At 56.3% G+C, this 21,979-nt stretch carries 23 protein-coding genes; 4 read left to right on the top strand and 19 right to left on the bottom strand.

What is annotated here, in order from left to right; all coding sequences use genetic code 11:
• Window positions 1–2,761: 2,761 nt before the first annotated feature.
• The 7 genes from AC3IYG_RS24000 to AC3IYG_RS24030 form a co-directional block, all read right to left on the bottom strand.
• Window positions 2,762–4,393 carry a DUF4942 domain-containing protein gene (locus AC3IYG_RS24000; protein WP_489314292.1) on the bottom strand — a complete coding sequence of 544 codons (1,632 nt, stop codon included), beginning with the start codon at window positions 4,391–4,393 and terminating at the stop codon, window positions 2,762–2,764.
• A 179-nt stretch (window positions 4,394–4,572) separates the two neighbouring features.
• Window positions 4,573–5,373 (bottom strand): hypothetical protein, encoded by an 801-nt coding sequence (locus AC3IYG_RS24005; RefSeq protein ID WP_489314291.1) that lies wholly within the window; start codon window positions 5,371–5,373, stop codon window positions 4,573–4,575.
• A 96-nt stretch (window positions 5,374–5,469) separates the two neighbouring features.
• Window positions 5,470–6,222, bottom strand: coding sequence for a hypothetical protein (locus AC3IYG_RS24010; RefSeq protein ID WP_489314290.1), 753 nt, complete (start codon window positions 6,220–6,222; stop codon window positions 5,470–5,472).
• Window positions 6,223–6,655: 433 nt separating this feature from the next.
• A complete protein-coding gene (locus tag AC3IYG_RS24015; protein WP_489314289.1) occupies window positions 6,656–7,039 on the bottom strand; it encodes a hypothetical protein in 384 nt (127 codons plus the stop codon).
• A gap of 994 nt (window positions 7,040–8,033) precedes the next feature.
• Window positions 8,034–9,208 (bottom strand): IS3 family transposase gene (locus tag AC3IYG_RS24020; RefSeq protein ID WP_489309979.1). Its coding sequence is split into 2 segments (ribosomal slippage): window positions 8,034–8,941 and window positions 8,941–9,208, totalling 1,176 coding nucleotides; the frame shifts between segments, so codons are not numbered across the junction.
• Window positions 9,209–9,259: 51 nt separating this feature from the next.
• On the bottom strand, window positions 9,260–9,940 hold the full coding sequence (locus AC3IYG_RS24025) for a COG3904 family protein (RefSeq protein ID WP_489314288.1): 681 nt from the start codon (window positions 9,938–9,940) through the stop codon (window positions 9,260–9,262).
• A 66-nt stretch (window positions 9,941–10,006) separates the two neighbouring features.
• A complete protein-coding gene (locus AC3IYG_RS24030; protein WP_489314287.1) occupies window positions 10,007–10,402 on the bottom strand; it encodes a hypothetical protein in 396 nt (131 codons plus the stop codon).
• Between the two features lie 109 nt (window positions 10,403–10,511).
• Between AC3IYG_RS24030 and AC3IYG_RS24035 the strand changes: the two genes are divergently transcribed.
• Window positions 10,512–11,686, top strand: a protein-coding gene (locus AC3IYG_RS24035; RefSeq protein WP_489309979.1) for an IS3 family transposase whose coding sequence is annotated in 2 segments (ribosomal slippage) — window positions 10,512–10,779 and window positions 10,779–11,686 — 1,176 coding nt in all. Because the reading frame shifts where the segments join, the coding sequence is not laid out codon by codon here.
• A 423-nt stretch (window positions 11,687–12,109) separates the two neighbouring features.
• Here the strand turns inward: AC3IYG_RS24035 and istB (AC3IYG_RS24040) are convergent.
• The gene (gene istB / locus AC3IYG_RS24040) at window positions 12,110–12,913 is read right to left on the bottom strand and encodes an IS21-like element ISPst3 family helper ATPase IstB (protein ID WP_011911830.1); all 804 of its coding nucleotides are present in this window, start codon (window positions 12,911–12,913) and stop codon (window positions 12,110–12,112) included.
• A complete protein-coding gene (gene istA, locus AC3IYG_RS24045; RefSeq protein WP_489314352.1) occupies window positions 12,906–14,405 on the bottom strand; it encodes an IS21 family transposase in 1,500 nt (499 codons plus the stop codon). The genes istB (AC3IYG_RS24040) and istA (AC3IYG_RS24045) overlap by 8 nt, the downstream gene beginning before the upstream one ends.
• A 244-nt stretch (window positions 14,406–14,649) precedes the next feature.
• Between istA (AC3IYG_RS24045) and AC3IYG_RS24050 the strand changes: the two genes are divergently transcribed.
• A complete protein-coding gene (locus AC3IYG_RS24050) occupies window positions 14,650–14,976 on the top strand; it encodes a hypothetical protein (RefSeq protein WP_489314286.1) in 327 nt (108 codons plus the stop codon).
• Window positions 14,973–15,350 carry a hypothetical protein gene (locus AC3IYG_RS24055; RefSeq protein ID WP_489314285.1) on the top strand — a complete coding sequence of 126 codons (378 nt, stop codon included), beginning with the start codon at window positions 14,973–14,975 and terminating at the stop codon, window positions 15,348–15,350. The genes AC3IYG_RS24050 and AC3IYG_RS24055 overlap by 4 nt, the downstream gene beginning before the upstream one ends.
• Window positions 15,351–15,426: 76 nt before the next feature.
• Here AC3IYG_RS24055 and AC3IYG_RS24060 read toward each other — a convergent pair whose 3' ends face one another.
• From AC3IYG_RS24060 to AC3IYG_RS24080, 5 genes are all read right to left on the bottom strand, one after another.
• Complete coding sequence (locus AC3IYG_RS24060) at window positions 15,427–15,720, bottom strand: YebG family protein (RefSeq protein WP_489332260.1); 294 nt, start codon at window positions 15,718–15,720, stop codon at window positions 15,427–15,429.
• Window positions 15,721–15,794: 74 nt separating this feature from the next.
• Window positions 15,795–16,100, bottom strand: coding sequence for a hypothetical protein (locus tag AC3IYG_RS24065; protein WP_489314283.1), 306 nt, complete (start codon window positions 16,098–16,100; stop codon window positions 15,795–15,797).
• Between the two features lie 110 nt (window positions 16,101–16,210).
• The gene (gene istB / locus AC3IYG_RS24070; protein ID WP_025163932.1) at window positions 16,211–16,966 is read right to left on the bottom strand and encodes an IS21-like element ISPsy14 family helper ATPase IstB; all 756 of its coding nucleotides are present in this window, start codon (window positions 16,964–16,966) and stop codon (window positions 16,211–16,213) included.
• Between the two features lie 20 nt (window positions 16,967–16,986).
• Window positions 16,987–18,501 (bottom strand): IS21 family transposase, encoded by a 1,515-nt coding sequence (istA, locus tag AC3IYG_RS24075; protein ID WP_025163931.1) that lies wholly within the window; start codon window positions 18,499–18,501, stop codon window positions 16,987–16,989.
• 164 nt (window positions 18,502–18,665) lie between these two features.
• Window positions 18,666–19,061, bottom strand: a complete 396-nt coding sequence (locus AC3IYG_RS24080; RefSeq protein WP_489314282.1) for a hypothetical protein — start codon at window positions 19,059–19,061, stop codon at window positions 18,666–18,668.
• A gap of 196 nt (window positions 19,062–19,257) precedes the next feature.
• On the opposite strand from AC3IYG_RS24080, the gene AC3IYG_RS24085 reads away from it, so the two are divergent.
• Window positions 19,258–19,794: a DUF4262 domain-containing protein gene (locus AC3IYG_RS24085; RefSeq protein ID WP_489314281.1), complete on the top strand. Its 537-nt coding sequence runs from the start codon at window positions 19,258–19,260 to the stop codon at window positions 19,792–19,794.
• Window positions 19,795–19,848: 54 nt separating this feature from the next.
• Here the strand turns inward: AC3IYG_RS24085 and AC3IYG_RS24090 are convergent, their stop codons facing one another.
• The 5 genes from AC3IYG_RS24090 to AC3IYG_RS24110 form a co-directional block, all read right to left on the bottom strand.
• Window positions 19,849–20,130, bottom strand: a complete 282-nt coding sequence (locus AC3IYG_RS24090; protein WP_489314280.1) for a hypothetical protein — start codon at window positions 20,128–20,130, stop codon at window positions 19,849–19,851.
• 12 nt (window positions 20,131–20,142) lie between these two features.
• Window positions 20,143–20,664 (bottom strand): hypothetical protein, encoded by a 522-nt coding sequence (locus AC3IYG_RS24095; protein WP_489314279.1) that lies wholly within the window; start codon window positions 20,662–20,664, stop codon window positions 20,143–20,145.
• Between the two features lie 99 nt (window positions 20,665–20,763).
• The gene (locus AC3IYG_RS24100; protein ID WP_489314278.1) at window positions 20,764–21,273 is read right to left on the bottom strand and encodes a hypothetical protein; all 510 of its coding nucleotides are present in this window, start codon (window positions 21,271–21,273) and stop codon (window positions 20,764–20,766) included.
• 84 nt (window positions 21,274–21,357) lie between these two features.
• A complete protein-coding gene (locus tag AC3IYG_RS24105) occupies window positions 21,358–21,576 on the bottom strand; it encodes a hypothetical protein (RefSeq protein WP_489314277.1) in 219 nt (72 codons plus the stop codon).
• A 94-nt stretch (window positions 21,577–21,670) separates the two neighbouring features.
• Window positions 21,671–21,934, bottom strand: coding sequence for an Arc family DNA-binding protein (locus AC3IYG_RS24110; RefSeq protein WP_489314276.1), 264 nt, complete (start codon window positions 21,932–21,934; stop codon window positions 21,671–21,673).
• Window positions 21,935–21,979: the final 45 nt, after the last annotated feature.

Below are 21,979 nucleotides of genomic sequence, written 5' to 3' on the forward strand. Positions count from 1 at the left end.
CAAATTCCGGTCTATGCGGATCGGCTGTGTTAGGCCGCTCAGGCGGCAGGCGCTCGGCTGATTCCGGTCGATCTGGGCAGCGCTCGGCTGATTCCGGTCAGCTGGAACGCCCGTGGCTCTAGGCGTACACCAAATTCCGGTCAGTTGGGTTGAAACGTAAATGGCGATTCTGGTAGGCACCGCTCGGCTGATTCCGGTCGCCTGGAACGCCCGTGGCGCTAGGCGTACACCAAATTCCGGCCTGTTCAGTTGCAGTAGCTCAAGGCCTTTGAGGCGGCAGGCGCTCGGCTGATTCCGGTCGATCTGGGCAGCGCTCGGCTGATTCCGGTCAGCTGGAACGCCCGTGGCTCTAGGCGTACACCAAATTCCGGTCAGTTGGATTGAAGCGGATTAGCCGTTTCTGGTATCGGCGCTCGGCAAATTCCGGTCGATGCAGACTGCCTGCGTACACAGGATTCCGGTCTTGTGCATTGCTGTGATCCTGGGCCGGGGCAGTGCTCGGCTGATTCCGGTCGTCTGGAGCGCCCGTGGCACTAGGCGTACACCAAATTCCGGTCTGTTCGGATCGGCTGTGTAAGGCCATTCAGACGGCAGGCGCTCGGCAAATTCCGGTCTATCTGGGCAGCGCTCGGCTGATTCCGGTCGGCTGGAACGCCCGTAGCACTAGGCGTACACCAAATTCCGGTCAGTTGAGTTGAAGCAGAATTGCCGTTTCTGGTAGTGGCCGCTCGGCAAATTCCGGTCGATGCTGCATGTGGCGTACACAGGATTCCGGCCTGTTTGGTTTGGGCACTGACGACAAGCGCTCGGCTGATTCCGGTCGCCAAGAGGGGGCGTCGCGAATACAAACTCCACGTAAGCCCCGTGGCACTAGGCGTACACCAAATTCCGGTCGTTCGGCTTTGGCACTGGCGGCAAGCGCTCGGCTGATTCCGGTCAGCTGGATCGCCCGTGGCAGTGGGCGTACACCAAATTCCGGTCAATTGGACTGGATGGTAAAGATGGACTGAGGCTCCAGGCGCTCGGCTGATTACGGTCGCCAAGAGCCTCTTTGGCGCCGGGCGTACACCAAATTCCTGTCGAATAGACTCCAGCGTACACAGGATTCCGGTAGCGGTGGAAATCCAGGGAGCCCCAGTGGCGGGGCGGTGCTCGGCTGATTCCGGTCTATTCGGGCTGCCGCGTACACAGGATTCCGGTAGCGGTGGAAATCCAGGGAACCCCAGTGGCGGGGCGGTGCTCGGCTGATTCCGGTCTATTCGGGCTGCCGCGTACACAGGATTCCGGTAGCGGTGGAAATCCAGGGAACCTCAGTGGCGGGGCGGTGCTCGGCTGATTCCGGTCCTAACCACTATCGAGGCAGGATCGGCGGCGCCGAAGGGTATGGAAGTACGTCGAGTTAGATTGAACAGGCAGGTAGGATATGGTCTGGGCGGCCTTGCCGGCCCTGGATCAAAGGTTCGGGAGGCTGTTCGCGCCACTCAATAGCAAAATACTTATGGCGCTAGTAACCGTGCGGGTTTCAGACGCTTACGCTCTCTGCAAGCCGAGATTTACAAACAGGATACGCACAGGATATAAACAGGTTGCTAACAAAAACAGGGTGGCTTATGCACAGGCGGCTAGCTCAAAACGAAGTTGACCGGAATCCTGTGTACGACAACCGGAATCCTGTGAGCGTAGACCGGAATCCCGTGAGCGCTCACCGGAATCTTGAGTACGCAGACTGGAATCCTGTGTGCGTCAACCGTTATTTCCTGTGCGCTCGTAACATGGGCAGCCGAATGGCGACGTGGCATGCAGCGCTTTATCAACACCCTATAACCCCAAGCTCTATAACCCCGTCTAATAAGCCTTTTTGTAACCCTCTTGGTTCCAACCTTGGTTGGAACCCTTTAAAGACTTGTCAGGTTAAGAACAGTTTTGAGGAAAGCTGCGGTTAGCGCAGATCAGTCGGTCAGAGGTAGCTTGATCCAGGACGGCGCCTGCAAACTCCCGGAAGGGATTACCATAGGCGTGATCAACTGAATCAGAATCACGCATTGCAGTTAGCCACGCTGAAACAACATCAGGCTCAGCGCCATAGAGGCCAACCTTCAATTGCCCAGATGTGAGCGTCCTAGTAGTGAGAATAGGAACGCCTACAAGGGCAGCGGCATCCCGAAGCTCAGGCGTTCTTTCGAAGCTACCATCAACAACCGCTGTACCTGCTATGTTCAATCGCGGCAGCTCCAGTACGCGTTGCGCAGCGCGCTCTATTCGCCGCCTCAGAACCCAAGGCTGGATACGAGCCATAGCAGCGCGAGCACTTATCCTCCAGCTCATGAGTTCACGCGGCTCGATGCCTTTGCATTCACCTCGCATCGCAGCAGAGAGACAATGATCGCCAGCTGCAACGAGCTTAAAGTCAGCATGTTGGGCACCCACCATGGTGGCTACTTGACCAATAGATGACCCTTCCCAATATTCGCTAGGAGGGGCTGAGTATCCAGGATCACCCTCGCGTGGTGGTCAACAATAAGATCGCGACCGGCCTGATATGCAGGACTTCTGCACTCGACCCATACAATCTGTTGCTGGTCTTCCGAGTAGCGGGATAACGAGTCCGCAAGATATGCGTTGCTACTCACGCACCGCTTACCAAACCGTTGAGCAAAGGCTGTTCGATAGCCACTTTTTCGAAGCATGTGTTGGATAGAAAACATTTCCGGGTCGATACTTCCGAGCGCAACAACTGTGTTAGAGCGATTAAGAGTGCTGGTCACTGCATACGCTCCGCAGTCAATATTGCTACGCGGACAGAGGTCCCCTCGAACTGATCCTCATATACTTTGGACCAGCTGTGATTGAACCCGTGTAGCGGCTGAGAGTTGACCATCGACGCCGGCAATATCGCGACCAAACGTCCATCAGGGGATAGTGTTTTAGCCGCAGCGCAAAGGTGAGCTGCCGCTCGGCCATTGCTGAATGGTGGATTCATGAGAATACGGTCGAAGCGCGCATCACTGTTCTCGTCAACCCACGCCAGGAAATCAGCTTTAACAACGTGATAGCCCTTTGCCTCAAGAACCTTGGCACGCACCTGGGCCAGTTCGATGCAGAGCGTCGATTCCAATGGCAGGTATTGAGCGAGGTCCCCAGTACCTGCCTGCGGTTCGCAGCAGCGATGGCCTGGGCGAGCGTCTAATAGGCGTGCAGCCTCTAAGCCAATTTCGCTACGTGTCGGATACCACTGGTACGCAGCTTTCTCCGGCACCGAGCCGCTGTAAATCAGTTGATCAATAACTTCACTTGGGTCGAAATCGAACTTGGCGTTTAGATAATTCTTGTCTGGGCTGGTTTTAACGCTAGCGCCAACGTCCTCAAGCACCTGGATTGTTTGATCTACAGCTTCTTTGCTTTTTGAGTACACATAGACCGAATAGCTGTCACCTCTGCGCTCCAGAGAGGTCAGAAGATCAATCACAGTCATGGGGAGGCGCTGCATCTTGAGGTCGAAATGGCTTGGCTTTTTCGACTTTAGAGCTGGAGTGCGAAACTTTGCAGGAATGGCTAGGGGATACAGCGACGCCAGGATGCTATTCAGCTCAATTGCTACGTCTTCCGCCACCTCAAGATGGACAGTTCCAACTCGGTAGACAACTACCGTAAATGCACCACCATCAATTGCGACCTTGCGCCCCATCGCGCTACGGTAAATCTTGTCCAGCAACTTGCGGGTAGCATATTCGCTGGGCTCACCGCGTCCTGTAAGCCTCCCGACTACTCCACGAAGATCGCTGATAAGACCCGCTTTAAAGGTACTGAGAAACCCATTTTGGCAAAACACATTGGCCAGGATCATTTTCTTGGAAAAGCCAGAAGGCACATTTGTTATATGGGCACGGCTAAGACCACTGAAAACTCCATCAACACGCTCTGCAAAGTACGTATTGCGCGACGCGAGAAGATTTTCGAGCGTCGGCCTTACAGTGCTCTCATCAAACGGCGGGCAGTCCAGCCCACTGAACTGTGCTCGGGCTTTTTCACGCTTAGCTGTAGGCATGACCTCAAATACCTGGGCCTCGCTCAGTAAGCGGTTCCAAAACTCAGCTCTCAGGCTTGCCTTAGCAGCATCAGTGTCGCTGGGGATTGAGTAGCGGAACTCAGGCCCATAGGCCATTCTGGCTCCATCAATGAAGTAGCTCATTACCCCGAGTGTGAATGCAGAGTCGATGAATTGCTTTGTGGATTCAATTGCCTGCTCACGCTGCCGGTACTGGCCAAGCAGTTGATCGATCATGTCGAACGGAGCTAGACCATTAACCGCTTCCGAAGCCCCGGCAATTAGGATTTCTGAATGGGGGGTAGCTGTTTGGTTGCTTTCGAAAAGCTGGGGCTGGAACGAGGTCATGGCTTTTGCCTCCTAATTTGATGAGGCAATCATCAACTCAGTCAGGCTGTGTCATGGCTTGAGGTGGGTTTCGATAGCAATTTCGCCACACCCAAACATGGGTGCCGAGAGTGCTTGTTTTTCCGCGCATGCGCGGAAATAAGGCGTGTTAGTTGGGGCGTAAGCGGTCGGACTCTTTGTCAGGCGATGTACCAATGCGTCCGATTGCGTTTGACAAGCTCGTAGGCTGCACTGCTGGTGAGGCTGATTCCGTCGATGAACGCCGGCATCTGCTGGAAACGGAAAAGCCCAACTCTATGGGCTCCTGTACATACCTTGCAGGTGCGCCCCGCGCCGCCGATGGCATATTGGATACCGCTTTCGCTGTCCACAGCGCCAGCTATCATCGCGGCGATGCAACGGCCTATATGCTCCTTCGGCAACTCCAGGCCTGGGGCGCAGGGGTCGCCTGATGGTTGAATAGTTGCGCGTTGCAACTCGTAGACCCAATTGCCGCAGGTGCTGCATGGCGATTTCCGGCTATCCATGCGAACGGCCACGCGCTGACCTGATTTAAATCCTTGGACTTTAAGACGGTGCTCAGCCGCCGCCTTGGCTAGGGCGGGCAGGCTAATGCTTCCCGAGGTGCTAATGCCACCATCTGTCGAGTTGACAATCGCTGCCTGAATTTCACCGTCTGAGGATTTGGCAACCACGGAACATACCATGTGTTTCGTTGAAGGTATTGCGCACTCGTCGAACAGCCAAACCACTTCGCACCCTGACTTCCTGAGCTGGGCATTGACCTCAAAAATAGGCGTAGCTGTTCGGACTTGGCCGTAGACGAGAAGAAAGACCAGCCGGTGCGCCGCAGAACTGGCGCTTAGTACAAGGCGGGTTTGGGGTGGAAGCTTAGTAAGTTGGGTGAACGGCCTCCAGCCATCAGGAAGACCACTCAATAGTTGCTGTGCAATTTCATCCATGAGGTTCATACGCTCCATGCCTTGATCGTTCCTCTACCGTGCCGCCGTTTGTAATGCGGTAGCAACCGAACTTGTTGCATTTGTCGGCTTAGGGGATAGCTCATCCAGGCCCCATCAAGCCCACGCAACCCCGCCATGAAGATCGAACTTCACAGGGACAACGAAACTCATTCGATCACGAACAATCTCGGCCCGAGTCATGGGGCGCCCCAAGAGCACCGCTCTGCCGTTGGATTCCTTGTAAATCAGTTCCCCAGTGTTCACGCAGTCGCATGCCAGGTCATTGGTTTCCATTGGGCGCAGCGATGCGTGATCGATAAGCACCGGGCAGTGGTCATGAATGTCAGAAATACCCAGGTGAACAGCCTTTCGCTCCCCGTAGCAGTCAATGCCGAACCACTGGCCATCTTTTTTTTGCAGGATGAAGAACGGCTCACCGTACTCGCGGGTTTCGTAGCATCTTTTTAGAAACAAGGTCACGTTGCCGGTCAGGCGATCTTGCGTCAGCTCCTTAGTGGCTGAGCTATACGCTCGCACGCACTCTCGCCAGAAGCTGTTAGTTGGCGCAGCCAGAGAGAGAAGACGCGCCGGACATTTGAGGTAGCAGCGGTGATCCGCGCTCAGTTGCTGCTCGGGTGTGATAACTAGTCGAAGCCCTTCGAACTCGTAGTGGCAGAGATAGGTACTGAAAAGGGATTCCAGCACCACAAAACCACCCTGGCGATCCTGGGCAAAAGCGTCTGTGCGCTTGATTGCCTTCACCTCGACCTCTTGGCCGCACTGATCACGCCATGCTTGCGCAATGCGCAGGCCTTGGGCTTTCACGGTTTTCAAGTCGTGCAACTGGGCAGAGGTATAGATACGCATCGGTGAACTCCTTTGGGCTACCGGACTATCTTCGGCGATAAGGCGATGTGTCATCGGGACCAACGCAAGATCGTCAAACCCGAGAATTTGGCCCGAAACCGTTACCCGACTTGAACCCTAAAAGGGATAGCTGCGAGTTCTGGGCTGAACAACACATGCAAATCGCTAAGCGAAACGATGCTGGAGGGGAGTGGCTGAGTTAGCGCAGGCCAGGAGCAAGGCATGGGACTTGTTGATCCGGCCAGGGAGAGAACCCCGGCGCGAATGACGGGGCCTCAAAGCAGAAGCCGCCCGAGGGCGGCTCTGTCGGACAAAGCAGGGGAGGCTGTCCAGAATCTGAGAGGCTGTCTGCAAGCCTCTCAGTGGCGATGACAATAACGGTTTCGCTTTTAGCGAGGTGAGAGCTTGGTTCAGTTTGGAAAACCGCTCAGGATCACCTCATGTCCGTTTCTTGCGTCAGTTGGTAGAGCCTGGGGTCGTTCGCCAGTTCTTTGTACCAACCCAGGATGGGTTTGTTACTGACCTGCCGGTGCTTCACAACCTCGATGAGCAGTGAGAAGAACAGCATTTCGAGGAATGTCGGCCTGCCTTCAAGAACGCGCAGGGAGTCACGATTTTTTACCATGTCTACGATCAAGTCTTCGATTTCATCGTAGTACGCAAGAAGCGGCTGAGGGTCGGAGGTTGCAACGTAGCTTGGCCACATAGCAGAGAGCGTCCTCAGAACGCGGTGAATCAGTGTTCGAGCATAGAGCCGAGTGGGGAGGTCGGCGGGGTACATCCCGTCTGGGCTCCTTTCGTTCAGGTACTCGATCATCGGGTAAATTTCGTGGCTGTAGGCCTCTGTGGTGTTGGATGAAAATAAAGTTTCATCCTTTCGCCGCCTTGAAACCCAGAAATTACGTTGCGATCCAGCCCGCTACGATGGTTAAAGTTTCATCCTAAAGTCAGTGATTTGAGCAGTAAGAACGGCTACAGCCCAGCAAAATCAATGCTTTCATCCCGTTGGGATGACACTTTATTTGCAAGGATGAAACTTTATTTTCATCCCACATGTGGTGTAGATAGCCGGAATAATCGGAGTGTTCCCCGCACCCGCGCTCGTCTTCAATTGAACCAACTCAGCCTGACATTTTGGGTCTGCGGCGTCGGCTTCTCTGAGTTCCCAATCCATCACTCGAAGCGCGGATCGTAAGAAACGACTCTTAATGCAGCCCTTGTGGAAAAAGATCGTAAGCAGCATCTACAGCCTCTTTTGCGTAAACAAAGCCAAGGCAGAATTATGGACTTGGCTGCAAGGAAAATCACACCCAGAGACAAAACTCGTCAGAACCCATACCAGGAACTGAGGCATCGCATCCAGGCCGTGTGCTTTAAGGGCCAGGGCAGCTAAGAGCCATTTCCGAAAGCTCTGTGCCAAGCCCCTCCAAGTAAAGGGAGCGCCTGTACTCACCTGGGGAGTGCTCGAAGTTCAGGCTGTATCCAACCTGTTTTGCTGAGGCAAGTTCGCTCAAGGCTGTGGGCGGGGTTAGCGCGTCGAAAGTTATTTCTCCGCTGACGCTATCGAATCCGGCAGTCACTTCGTCAAGTGGGAACTTGGCATCATCCACGACAATGCTGTGAACTTCGTAGTTGAGCAGGGCGGTGGGCGGGAACCAAGGCTTGATACGAACTTGGGTGTGAAGGCTCCCCCCATTACAGTTGAAGGCAATGGCTATGCGCCCAGTCGGACTGTCTGAAACTCCCACCAACCGCCCAGAGGCATCCCTATGCCATTCAATCTGGGTGCTGTCAGTGGCAAGATGTAGTGGTCAAATAATTTCGGACACTGCGATAGGTTGTTTTGCCTGTTCCTGCTCGTAAGCCGTTGGCGGCTGGTAGCCAAGACTCGAGTGCAGACGCACGTTGTTGTAAAAGCCGACGATGTAGTCGGCGATATCTGTCATCGCCTCGGCGTGATTGGCGTAGTCACGCTGCCAGATCCGCTCCATTTTCAGGTTCAGAAAGAAGCGCTCCATCACCGCATTGTCCCAACAGTTACCCTTGCGGCTCATGCTCATCACCAAGCCATGCCGCTCAAGCACGGCCCGATGGGCTGCGCTGGCGTACTGGCTGCCCCGATCCGAATGAACGACCAGTCCCGCAGCGGGCTGGCGTTGCGCAATCGCCATCTGTAACGCCGAGCAGACCAGTTCTGCTGGCATGTTCGGCGCCATCGCCCAACCGACGATCTTGCGCGAGTACAAGTCCATTACCGCGGCCAGATACAGCCAGCCGCTGCGTGTGCGGATATAGGTGATATCGGCGACCCAGGCCAGATTGACCGCTTCAGGATTGAACTGCCGATTCAGAATATTGCCCGCTATCGGCAGGTCATGCTTGCTGTCTGTTGTATGGACAAACTTGCGCTTCCAGGTTGGACGGAGTTGGTGTTGAGCCATCATTCGCCTGACCCGATAGCGCCCCACGTAGACGCCCTGGGCCTTGAGCGCTGCCTGCAAGCGACGGCTGCCGTAAGCCCTACCATTCGCCATGAACAGGGCTTTTAGGGATACGACCACCGGACACGCCTTGATCGGCCGCAGCTGGCGGCTCCGTGCGGCGTAATACCCCGAACGGCTGACCCCGAGCAGCCGGCAGAGCCTTGTGGTCATGGCCTTCTGTTGCTCCTGAGCGATCACGCGATGGATCACTTCATTTCCCGGGCAAAGAAGGCCGATGCTTTTTTTAACAGATCGTTATCCTGTTTCAGCTGACGATTCTCGGCTTCGAGCTGGCGGATCCGCTGCTGCTCGGGTGTCAGCGGTTTACCTATCCCAGGTTGCCCGGATAGCTCTGCTTCGTACTGTTGAACCCAACGACGAACTGCCGTCTCACCAAGATCCATATCCTGGCAGATCTGAGGAATGCTCAGGCCTTGTTCCTTAACCATCTGAACGACTTGCAGCTTGAAGCTGGCGTCGAACCCTCTGCGTTTACGGCTCATACATGACTCCTCTGTCGGTGGATTTTCCACCTATCGAGGTGTCCAGGGAAATTAGACCACCACAAGACTCCAGTTGAAGATTTCCGTCTTTCCCATGTAGCGGAGCTTATCGGGCGAGGTTTTCATGAGCAGCGCGAAGAATTCAGCGCTGATCCCCATGTCATGAATGTACTTGCGTAAATCTTGCTCAGCAGAAAATAGACTCTCACTGTCAGAAGCCCATCGACCTTGCTTGGCAAGGTAGAACCGATGAATGCCTAGCCGCCCGGTGTCGGTGTTAAGCAGTCGGTGCTTGCCGCCTAAAAAGGCGATAGGGCATGCGCTCTCGCAAACACCCTTGCGGATATGATTTCCATCGCCGCTGAGCTGGCCGATTTGGGTGGAATACCCCTTAGCTCGAATCATGCGTCCAAGCTCTTGTGCAGCCGTCAGGTCGCCTCCACCCGAGTTGAAGTAAACGACTCCGAAGTCTTGCCCCCTTTGGAACGCAGCTTTTGAAAAGGACTCAACCGTGGGCTTGTGGATATACCCGTCTATGAACACCTGCGTAAATCCAGATGTGTCGTAACTCACTATACGAGCTGGAGTCAGGCGAGGGTCGTCAAGCGTGATACTTGAGGCTGAAACGGGAATGGAAAGCAGAAGGCTCATCGCCAGTGAGACTGACCCAGCGATGAGGACTTCTGAGAAGCGGCTGAATCCCCGCATTTCATGATGATGCTGCTTTGGCATAGGGTTCCACTGCGCTGAACAGGACTAGGGGGAGCGGAAACCCATAATGGGAACCGAGGATGCCGACTAATGCTTGTGCAGAGTCTGCGGAGGAAGCCCCCGATCAACGACCATCTGAGCGCCGCTAATCAGGCCGGCAGGGGGAAGGCCGAGAGCTGTTGCTTTCTCGTTATCCAGGATCACCGCAATGATGCCTTTGTCTTGCTCGGGCTTTAGAACCTGAATGGTGCCAATGAGAGCGGGTTGATACTTCGGTTCCTCTGCAAGCTCGACCGCAAGCGCACAGCCAATCCGCCCATCAGCCCAGTTTAGGGCGCTGTGGTCGTAGGGGTTTTCTGGATCACTGTCTAGGTAGCGATCACCCTGGAAAAGATGAATCCGGCCTGCGGGCTGCTCCCAATACGGGACAGGCTCAGGCGGAGCAGAAAGGGACTTGCAGAAGCTGTAAATACCGTACAGCACAGCGCCCAGGATAGGCCCAGCCACGAAGAACAGGAAAAAGTAGACTGTGGTGGTCTAATTTCCCTGGACACCTCGATAGGTGGAAAATCCACCGACAGAGGAGTCATGTATGAGCCGTAAACGCAGAGGGTTCGACGCCAGCTTCAAGCTGCAAGTCGTTCAGATGGTTAAGGAACAAGGCCTGAGCATTCCTCAGATCTGCCAGGATATGGATCTTGGTGAGACGGCAGTTCGTCGTTGGGTTCAACAGTACGAAGCAGAGCTATCCGGGCAACCTGGGATAGGTAAACCGCTGACACCCGAGCAGCAGCGGATCCGCCAGCTCGAAGCCGAGAATCGTCAGCTGAAACAGGATAACGATCTGTTAAAAAAAGCATCGGCCTTCTTTGCCCGGGAAATGAAGTGATCCATCGCGTGATCGCTCAGGAGCAACAGAAGGCCATGACCACAAGGCTCTGCCGGCTGCTCGGGGTCAGCCGTTCGGGGTATTACGCCGCACGGAGCCGCCAGCTGCGGCCGATCAAGGCGTGTCCGGTGGTCGTATCCCTAAAAGCCCTGTTCATGGCGAATGGTAGGGCTTACGGCAGCCGTCGCTTGCAGGCAGCGCTCAAGGCCCAGGGCGTCTACGTGGGGCGCTATCGGGTCAGGCGAATGATGGCTCAACACCAACTCCGTCCAACCTGGAAGCGCAAGTTTGTCCATACAACAGACAGCAAGCATGACCTGCCGATAGCGGGCAATATTCTGAATCGGCAGTTCAATCCTGAAGCGGTCAATCTGGCCTGGGTCGCCGATATCACCTATATCCGCACACGCAGCGGCTGGCTGTATCTGGCCGCGGTAATGGACTTGTACTCGCGCAAGATCGTCGGTTGGGCGATGGCGCCGAACATGCCAGCAGAACTGGTCTGCTCGGCGTTACAGATGGCGATTGCGCAACGCCAGCCCGCTGCGGGACTGGTCGTTCATTCGGATCGGGGCAGCCAGTACGCCAGCGCAGCCCATCGGGCCGTGCTTGAGCGGCATGGCTTGGTGATGAGCATGAGCCGCAAGGGTAACTGTTGGGACAATGCGGTGATGGAGCGCTTCTTTCTGAACCTGAAAATGGAGCGGATCTGGCAGCGTGACTACGCCAATCACGCCGAGGCGATGACAGATATCGCCGACTACATCGTCGGCTTTTACAACAACGTGCGTCTGCACTCGAGTCTTGGCTACCAGCCGCCAACGGCTTACGAGCAGGAACAGGCAAAACAACCTATCGCAGTGTCCGAAATTATTTGACCACTACAGACTGCCATGAATCCTCCCACCCCAGAATGCGAACTGGGGATGTGAACGTCCTTAAAATCGTTTCTCAGCACGATTATAACGACCGAAACCATCCACTCCAGCCTGACCCCTGTAGGCAGGGAAGGGGTGACTGAAACTTAGTTTTCCATCAGGCCGGAGTAGGAAGTGCGGTCGGTTCGAATGAGTTGCATCCGGCGATTCGGTAGCTTTGTGGGCTGCTTGTTGGCGCTGATGGAAAATTGACCCACCCTGCCGATTGAAATTTGACCCAGGGCGGATTGCTGATTTTGTTACCAGCAACTGTGGATAAGTCTACCAGCGCAGCTGCTGTTGCCCCCACTCCTTCGCTAGCCCAGTTCAGTTGTTTAAGACCTGCCACACGCAGCCATGTAGCAGGCCGTCGTCGCCATGAAATCAGAACGGCTCATCGTCCTCCGGTTCTTGGCCGCCCTTACGCTTTCGCTCCCGTGATTTGATCTTGGCCTGGGCCGCCAAGCTACTGTGTTGCAGGCGATAGGACTCGTTACCGGTTTCGACGATGTGGCAGTGGTGGGTCAGCCGATCCAGCAGGGCGGTGGTCATCTTGGCGTCGCCGAACACGCTCGACCATTCGGCGAAGCTCAGGTTGGTGGTGATCACCACGCTGGTGTGTTCGTACAGCTTGGACAGCAGGTGAAACAGCAACGCACCGCCAGCCTGGCTGAACGGCAGATAACCCAGTTCGTCGAGGATGACCAGATCCATGCGCAGCAGTGCCTGGGCGATCCGCCCGGCTTTGCCGTCGTGTTTTTCGCGCTCCAGCAGATTGACCAGATCGACCGTGGAGTAGAAGCGCACGCGCTTACCGTGCCGGGTGATGCCGGACACGGCCAGCGCGGTGGCTAGGTGGGTTTTACCGGTGCCTGGCCCACCGATCAGCACCACGTTCTGCGCGGTGTCGGTAAAGGCCAGGCTGGCCAGCTCGCTGATCAGGCGTGCGTCGGCGCTAGAGGCGTTGAAATCGAAGCTGGCCAGATCGCGGTGCATCGGCAGCTTGGCCATGTTCATCTGGTGGCTCACCGAGCGCATGGCGCGATCTGTGTGCTCTTGTTCCAGCAGGTGTTCGAGCAGCCACTTGGACGAGGCTGTGTTCGACTCACCCTGTGCAGTTAACTCCGCCCAGGCCGTGGCCATGCCGTGCAGGCGCAGCTCCTTGAGTTCCGCCATCAAATCACGCATGACCGACCTCCTCGGCCTGGCCACGCAGGCGGTCGTAGCGCGCCGTGTTAGCGACGGGGGCTTCCTTGAGCGACAAGTGGGTTTCGACGCTGGGTGGTGGTTCGGATGCTGTCAGCCGTGCCACGACATTGAGGATGTGTTCGGCGCTCAGGCTGCCGCTCTCCAGTACCAGCTCAACGGCTACCAGCACGGCATCGAGTCCGGCGACCGGTACGGCAGCCAGGACTTGCGCCATGATCCGGTCACCGCCGGCATGACGCCCCAGACCGTGCTTAAGCTGACGCAGCGGCGCTGGCAGATCAGTAAAGGGCGCTCCGTTGCGCAGCGCGCCGGGCTTGCGCTCAATCAGCGGGATGTAGTGCTGCCAGTCGTAGCTGACCTGTTCGCGATCCAGCAAGCGCGCATGGCTGGCAATCAGCGCATCATCGGCCACCACCTCGATGCGGGTCGGATACAAACGGCTGCTGACCCACTTACCCGCGTACTCACACGGCACCGAGTAACGGTTGCGCCCGACACTGACCAGGCAGGTGCTGGAGACCCGCGCAGGCCGCTCGACGTAACCGTCGAAGGCCGCGGGCATAGGCATCAGTTCGGCGCGCTCCAACTCCAGTACCTCGGCCACACTGAGCCCGCTGTATTGAGGGTGCGTCAGCTCGTTCCAAAGCGCGCGGCAGCGCTGGCCCAGCCAGGCATTGAGTTCCTCGAAGGAGTGAAACTGGCAGTCCTGGGCGTCTAGCCAGATACGCCTGCGGCTGTCTTGCACGTTCTTTTCAACGATGCCCTTTTCCCAACCAGCGGCGACGTTGCAGAAGTCCGGATCGAACAGGTAATGCGCGCACATCACCGCAAAGCGCGCATTCACCGCCCGGCCTTTGCCCTTATTGACCTTGTCGACGGCGGTCTTCATGTTGTCGTAGATGCCCCGGCGCGGCACGCCGCCCAAGGAGCCGAACGAGCGTGTATGGGCGTCAAATAACATCTCATGGCCCTGGCTCGGATACGCCACAAGCCAGAACGCACGGCTGGCACACAGCTTCAGATGTGCCACCTGCATACGCCGGTAAATGCCGCCGACCAGCAAGCCTTCCTCGCTCCAGTCAAACTGAAACGCCTCGCCAAGAGCAAAGGTCAGCGGCACAAAGGCCTGCGACGCCTTGCCCTGTCCCCCTCGCCAGGCACGGATAAACGCGGTGAGCTGGCTGTAGCCACCGTCATAACCTTCGGCTTTGATTTGCGCCAACAGCGCCTTGGCACTGCGCCGCTGTTGCTTGGGCCGCAGCGAATCGGCTTTTAGCGCCTGCTCCAGCGTGGCGTGAAAAGGGCTGAGTTTGTTGAAGATCGCGCGGCGTTGGTAGACCGGCGGCTTGGCCTCAGGTGCTCTGACCCACTTGCGAATCGTGTTGCGCGCCAACCCGGTGCGCTTGGCTATCTCCTGCAGCGACAGCTTGTCGCGGAAATACATCCGGCGAATTTTGCCCATCATTTCCATACTGATCACCCTGTGTTCTCCTGCTCAAAAATTGAGCAGAAGCAGTTGAACACCTGGGTCAGTTTTCAGTCGGCAGAACAGCCTCTACTGGGTCAGTTTTCGGTCAGCGGCAACAGGCTGCTATCCGATTGCTGTAAAACCGGGAACAAAAATGCAATTCCATAACCGCCCATCCGCTCCGTTTGAACCGCACAGCAATAGCGCATATCCCGCGCTTGCGTGCCTGTCCCCAATTGGGGGCGGCATGTCATCCATCATCGTGATCGGATGCGCCTGCTCCGCTAGTGGCTACTTATTTGCAGGCAGCTTGCAGCCGCTGTTTGGCTTCGCAGGAGCGCTGTTCATTCTGCTTGTCGCCTCTGTGATATTGGAGAGAATTTCCAGGCCGTTCGTTCTGTGGGTTTTGGGCCGGCACGTATACCTTTCTATCTTGAGGATTGGCGGAAAGGCCGCAGCTGATGCAGTCGCCAGTGTTTATGCGAGTGGAGGCAAATTGAACCAGCATCAATTTGAAACGCTAATGAACGGCTCGGCCATGGACAAAGATCAGCAATTGGATGGGTGCAGATGATGTGGCTCAAACATGCGTCGCTGATCTTTGCAGCGCTGGCTATCAGCGGGTGCTTTGAAAGAGCCGAGCTATTGAGCCAACCAGATATGGCCATTGCTCCAGGCTACATAAAACTGGACTCGGGAAAGCAGATTCAAGTGATCGGCTATGAGCGGTGCCCGGACAGTGGGTATTCCATGGTTGGCCGCGTTGAGGCTGAAAACATGGAGAAGCACTGCACGGTGGTAGGCAGGAATGTCAAAGACTTCGAGATTTCAGTAGGGACTAGCGTAGGCGTTGTTGTTGAGCGCTGGACTGTTGTTGCCGGGGAAAGCTCGATCAAGCTTGTTAGACCTGACGGTGACGGTGCCACTGTTTTCAGACTGGCTGAGTAGCCGGGCAACTGCCGTGCTCAATCCAGAAAGCTGTTAAGCAAAGAGAGAAGGGGCGCACTGCGCCCCTTCGTCATTTTTAGCTTGCATGCGCCAAGGCGACGACTGTGGTCTGTGCCGGTCCTTCCTTGATCAGATCAAGGATTGCTCCGGGGTCCTTTTTAATTGCCGCGACCAGTTCGTTCCGGCGTTTGGACAGGAAAATGCCCAGAGTTTCAGCATCTTCTTCGCTCAAGGCCGGCAGGACGTGACGGAAAACGGTCGAAAGGTTTTCGCCAATTTCGAGCATGCGATCATGGGACTCGGCTTCGGCTTTGTTCATGAAGTGGGACTCCGGGTCGCGACTACTACGGTAAAGAGTTTCTACAGCCATTCTGTGTGTCTCCAGGTACGGACGCAGGGAATATAACGCCCCGCGTCATGCGCTAAAATGCGGGAGGGATGCGCCTAGGCTTCCTTGATCGTGTTGCAATGAGGGCAATGCCAGTAAATGCGAGTTTTCGCATGAACCTTTGTGCTGTATTTGTTCTTGCAATCAGGGCATTGACGCAAGATCGAGCAGCCCCCGGCAGAGAGGAATGCGGTAAACCCAAGGGTTTTTGCCGCGATGGCGGCTGGTGTTATCACCGGGTCAGTGACGGATTTGCGCCCTGGATCGACTTCAATGCGGCGAAGAACTTCCTTGCTTGCATCGGACAACGCATTGGCCGGGATGCCGATGCTTACCCGTTCGTAATGCGGATTCCACGACACTTGGACACTCAGCCCACGATCATTTGGACACTCGTTCCATGCTCACTTGGACACCTGATCCACGTCCACTTGGACAGGCAGTCGGAGCGCAGCGACGCAGGTTTGCATTGTTAGTCTGAAGTCTCTGTCGCCGTCAATTTCGTTGCGCGTCTGCGCATCGATTCGCCCTTCAGTTCGATCCGATAAGCGTTGTGCACCAGCCGGTCGAGGATCGCATCGCCCAAGGTCGGATCGCCGATCAGTGCGTGCCATTTGTCCACTGGCATCTGGCTGGTCACTAGCGTCGAGCGGTTGCCGTAGCGGTCGTCCAGCAGTTCAAGCATGTCGCGCCGTTGCGCAGCGGTAAACGGCGCCAGGCCCCAGTCGTCCAGGATCAGCAAGTCGGTCTTGGCATAACCCGCCATCAGTTTCGCGAAGCGGCCGTCGCCGTGGGCCAGGCCTAGTTCTTCCATCAAGCGCGGCAAGCGCAGATAACGCACGCTGTAACCGTCGCGGCAGGCCTTATGAGCCAGCGCGCAGGCGAGCCAGGTTTTGCCTACGCCAGTTGGGCCGCCGATGATCAGGTTCAGGCCGTCGCGCAGCCACTGGCCGCTACCCAGTTGCAGGATCAGAGATTTGTCCAGGCCGCGCGGGCTGCGGTAGTCGATGTCTTCCAGGCAGGCGTTATGGCGCAGTCGTGCGGCCTTGAGGCGAGTAGTCAGGCGTGCGTCTTCGCGCTCGGTCAGCTCGCGGTCGACCATCAGACCGAGGCGTTCGTCGAAGCTAAGATCGTTGATGTCAGGCGTTGCGTGTTGTTCGCCAAGCGCCTTGATCATGCCGTGCAGGCGCAGGGTTTGTAGCTTGTCGAGTGTCGGGTTGGGCAGCATTTTGGTGCTCCTTTTTCAGGTCAGTGGTAGTAGCCAGGGCCGCGCAGGTTGATGTGTTCTTCGGGCAGTAACGGCAGGTTTTGCTGGGCAAGCGGCAGCCGTTCCAGCCCTTGGCGCAGGATCGATTCCAGGCTTTTATAGCTGCACGCGCCCAGTGCCAGCGCTCGCTGGCAAGCGGCTTCCAGCCGCTCTTCGCCGTGCTGTTTGCTCAGGCGCAGGATCCCCAGGCAGGCGCGGAAGCCGTGCTGCGGATGGATTCGGCGTTCGAGGATATGAGCGATGACACCAGCGGTGTTCGGCCCGGTCTGCTCAGCCCAGTGGATCAGTCGCTGCGGCGTCCATTCAGCATGTTCGCGGTGACTTTTGGGCATGTGCTCGGTTTGGGTGGTGTGGCGGCCTTTGTGCGGCGAGCGCAGATGGCTGGCCACACGCTGGTTGGCGTGGAAGCACTCGACGGTCTTCGCGGTTAGCCGCACTTCGAGTTGGTGTTTCACCAGCTGGTACGGCACCGAGTAGTAATGGCCGTCGACCTCGACGTGGTAGTCGATGTGCACCCGCACCTTTTTCCATTCGGCGTAGACATACGGATGTTCTGGTAGCGGTTGCAGTGCGGGTTGGTCGATGGTCTCGAAGGCCGAGCGGCGTGAGCCGGGCAGCTTCTTGAAGGGCTTCTGATTGAGGCGATCCAGCAGCAGCGCGATGGCTGTGTTGAGTTCGCCCAAGGAGAAGAACTGGCGGTTGCGCAGCACCGCCAGGATCCACCGCTCGACGACCTGTACGCCGACTTCAACCTTGGCTTTGTCCTTGGGTTTACGCGAGCGCGCGGGCAGCACGGCTACGCCGTAATGCTCGGCGAGATCGCGGTAACTGGGGTTGATATCCGGCTCGTAGCGATGCGCCTTGGTGACGCCGCTGCGCAGATTGTCCGGTACCAGGATCTGCGATGTACCGCCGAGAAAGGCGAAGCAGCGTACGTGCGAGCCCAGCCAGTCAGGCAGCTTCTGCGACCAGGTGGCCTCGGCGAAGGTGTAGCTGGACGCGCCGAGGACGGCGACGAAGATCTGCGTCTGGCGGATCTCGCCGGTTCGCCGATCAATGACCGGCACGGTCTGGCCGGCGTAATCGACGAACAGCTTTTCGCCAGCACGGTGTTCCTGGCGCATGACCACGTCGACCTTGGCAGCCCAGAGGCGGTAGTGCTCGCAGAACCAGCTGTATTGGAAGCCTTGCGGATGGGTGAGCCGATACTCTTGCCAGAGCAGGGCCAAGGTGACGCCGGGGCGACGTAACTCGGCATGGACATGAGCCCAGTCCGGCATCGGACGTTGATCGCTAGGAACCGTCGGCGCTGGCGGGAACAGACATCGCTCCAGTTCGGCGTCCGACAACTGCGTGGGCCAAGTCAGCCCGCAAGCGTTGAAGCGGTGCAGGTAATTGCCGGCACTGCCGCTGCTGATGCGTAGGCTGGTGGCAATTTTGCGCACGGACAGGCCGGCGTCGAACTTTAGGCGTAGTACCTCTCGGATTTTACGCATGGATATACGCTCCACGACGACCTCTTCGCTTCGAGAAAAGAGGTCGATGGTAGTGAATAATCCTGCGTTGCTGCCTGCCTGAGCGTGGGGTCGGATCAGTGAGAGATCACTGTCCAAGTGCTCGTGGAATCAGTGTCCAAGGGGCCGTGGAATGAGTGTCCAAGTCAGCGTGGAATCGCTGTCCAAGTGTTCGTGGACTGGGTGTCCAAGTGCGCATGGAATCCCCATTCGTAAGGTTTTGGGTTCAAGGCTGCGCTCACCAAGAGCCGGAGCTGAGCCTCATTTTCGGCATAGAACTTGAGCGAGTCGCGGTTGGCTTCCAAATACTGATCGGCGTCAGTGTCTTCATCGAAGCCGGTCAGAGCCTCCTTGACCAGGAGCACGGCCAAAGTCGTAGGCGCATGCTCTGCTATTTGCGCGAGGCGCAATTCCAATTCGCGCATTTCATGCGCCAGCTCAAGTAGCTCGTCGCTATTGCCGTGCTGGCCTTCGACAGCCAGCTGGAATGCAGCCGTAAACAGCTTGTCACTTCGTGTGGCCATGGTGTCGATGTTGTTCAAAGGATCGCTCCATCCGGTTGGTGATGGAGCAATAGTCATAGCGTCCTGGCTGTGTCACCGCGAGAGACAAAGAAGGCGGAAAAGTCGCGAGTTCAGAGGCCTGGATTTGGCATCAGGAGAAACTGTTCCGAGTTGGGGTGAACGCCGTAAGCGCCCGTGCTTGAATGGCCCTATTCGTAGTGAGGATCACATATAAATGGCCCTGCAACGGTCGAAAACACAGGTTGAACGTAAGATCGCTGAGAACCGAAACTACCGGGATGACCTTGAGTACATTCAGGAAACGCTCGAACAAAACAAGGTGTTCATCGGGCAGCTCACCTCGGATCAGCTCGGGAATACTGAGGCCACCTTCTGGGTGACGGTGGGCATGTTCCAGCGCGACCTTCCCGAGCTGGTGCTAACTGGGGTTCCCTCTCCGTTGATCAAGGGCATCGTCGAAGAACTATTCGAGGGGCATGACTTTGATCGCGAGTTTCTGGCCGGTGAGCGGACAAAGATTATCCATGATCTGAACGTCCTGGCCTTACCGATTACCAACCCTGAATCGCACGATGTGCTGTCAATCTGTCACGATATTTACGCCTTAATTGACAGGCCCAACCTACAGGTGGTCCAGCTTGTATTCGCTGACGAGAGCGGGGCGTACCCGTGGAGCAGCGATTACGCGGCTCAGGAGCGCCAGTTTCAGCCTGTTCTTGGGGTTGCGGCTGGGTCAGGCCGAGCTAACTGACTCTGAAATGAAAAAAGGGGCTTAGGCCCCTTTTTTGATTAGCTGATATTGAAGTTAGGTCAGGTCGCGGAATGCTTCTTGCTGGCTGGGGCTGGCGGGCGCAAAGCCCAAGAAAACCCCGTTTTCATGGCGTAACTCGTCGAAGCGCATGACCGAATCTCTGTAAAAGACACGCCTGCGCCCAAGCCCGCCGAGCCGGGAATTGAGGTCTTCGATGACGCTTGCTGCGCTGTTTGTTACAGATGGGGCGTCATCGGCCAAGTCATCGGTTATGACAACATGCAGGTCATTTACTGCATGGATGGTGTATCGAGCAATCCGCATACCGTCCGCCATCGTTATCCAGTGTCAGGCAAGCGCGAGGCTGCCATAGGTCAGTGAGGAAATGATTGCAGCGCCGCGAGCAGGTGGGCGGATGCTGTTATTGAAGTCCTTGTGAAGGGCTTTTGCGCACTGTTCCATCTGGTAGCTGTAGATAAGCCACCAAGAGACGACATGCTTGAGGAATGAGTTCAGAGAGACAGGACCGACCTCGCTTTTATGGGATTCCCATGCTGCACGAAGATCGGCCTCCAAAGACTCTTTCAAGCGGACGTTGGTTTTGCGCGTATCAGCTTCCTCGCCAGAGACTATCAGGTAAGAGGGGGTAGCTTTTCGAATTACGGTTATGGCCTCAGCGCTGGTAGAGGCCATCAGCCGATCTTTCATCAAGACCATGCTGTCACGCTCATAAAGCCACTTGTCCAGCGCCGTACAGATTTCACCATTGACGCTTCTGTTGGCAGAGCTGGCTTGCTCTGAAATAGCTGCATAGAGCGAGGGGTTTACCCGGAAAACGACGCGATCTTTTTTGGCGTCTTGATCGGACATTTGCGAATCCTTGGTGCCAGTTTTTTCGTATGGAACCCACTCTATTTCGGGGGTTCTATGAGAATCCACCAAACCCTGTGCAGTTTCACGAACGCAGCGCTATTCGGGCTTCCCGCCAACCCAAAATTGGACCCGAGAGAAACGACCGGCCCTGATGACGGTTTGCCATTGGATAGTGACCAGCTTCATCTTGTTCGTGATTCCAATGCCAAATCGTTCTGGCCGGGCGTCGGAAACCAGCGGGTTAACAGATAGGCCTGTGGCTTCACTGGACAAGTATGCGAACTTCGGGGCTGCGATGAAGGGGCAGGCCTGCATGGCGTAGACCGCGCAGCTTTCGTGCATTGGTAGGTCGGCAAACAGGCGGTTCTTGATCGAAATAGGTCCGCCAACGAACGCAAATTGCTTCCCTAGCTTTTGCCCGCACATCCCGCAGAGCCCTTCACGAAGTGCTAGAGAGCATTTCGCTGAGTCCTGCGCTCGATAGTTCGGCTTCCCATCAGGCGAAACCAGGGCAGTGAAAAAGATGGGATAGCCGCGCTCGTCCTTTGGAAGCGCAGCAATTCTGGGAGGTGTTTCAATCGCGGTGAGGTCAGTCCAGGCAGCCATATGGATCACTTCTGATTCGATGAAATAGCCCGAAAAGTTGAGGCGGGCGATTGATATATCCGCAAGTGCGATCTGTTAAGGCAGCTATTCCACTGCGGTCATGTGGCGGGTCAATTTCATGCCGATTTCAGTGGAGGTCAATGCTTCTCGCTGATCCGGGCTCATCAATCCGAACGCTGCAACCACCAATTCCTGCAAGCACTCTATGTGTGCATCATTGCCACCAGCCCGGTCTGCGTGAGCTGTTGCACCATCCAATAGGGTATTGATGATGGATTCTTGTGAGTTTGGATTAGCGGTCATGCGAGAGCCCCTTGCTGATTGGATGTAGGGCGAACTATACAGAGCGCCCAGCTGTGTCATCGCCGGGGGGTAGAGGCTTGATAGCTGGGTGCCCCTACGATGATTGAGGCCCACCCATGTCAGGTTCTTGCTCTAGGGCACGCAATCGCTCCAAGAGCTGTTGCTGGAGCAGTCGAGTGCCAGCGAGTAGCATTTGAAGCTCAGCATGGCCATCCAGAAAGCTATCCATGCCCTGAACAAGCGACGTGTTCATCGACAGATGTTTGCTGGTTGCGTAATCCTGGAAGCGCTCCCGCATGCCTTCCGGCATGCGGATTACAAATTTGTCGGCAGCTCGCGAGACTGGCTTTCGTTTCATGTTGTGGTTCCTCGTCAATTCCAAGAAAGGATAACGAGCAGAGCC

It is taken from the genome of Pseudomonas sp. KH_027, assembly GCF_057838565.1.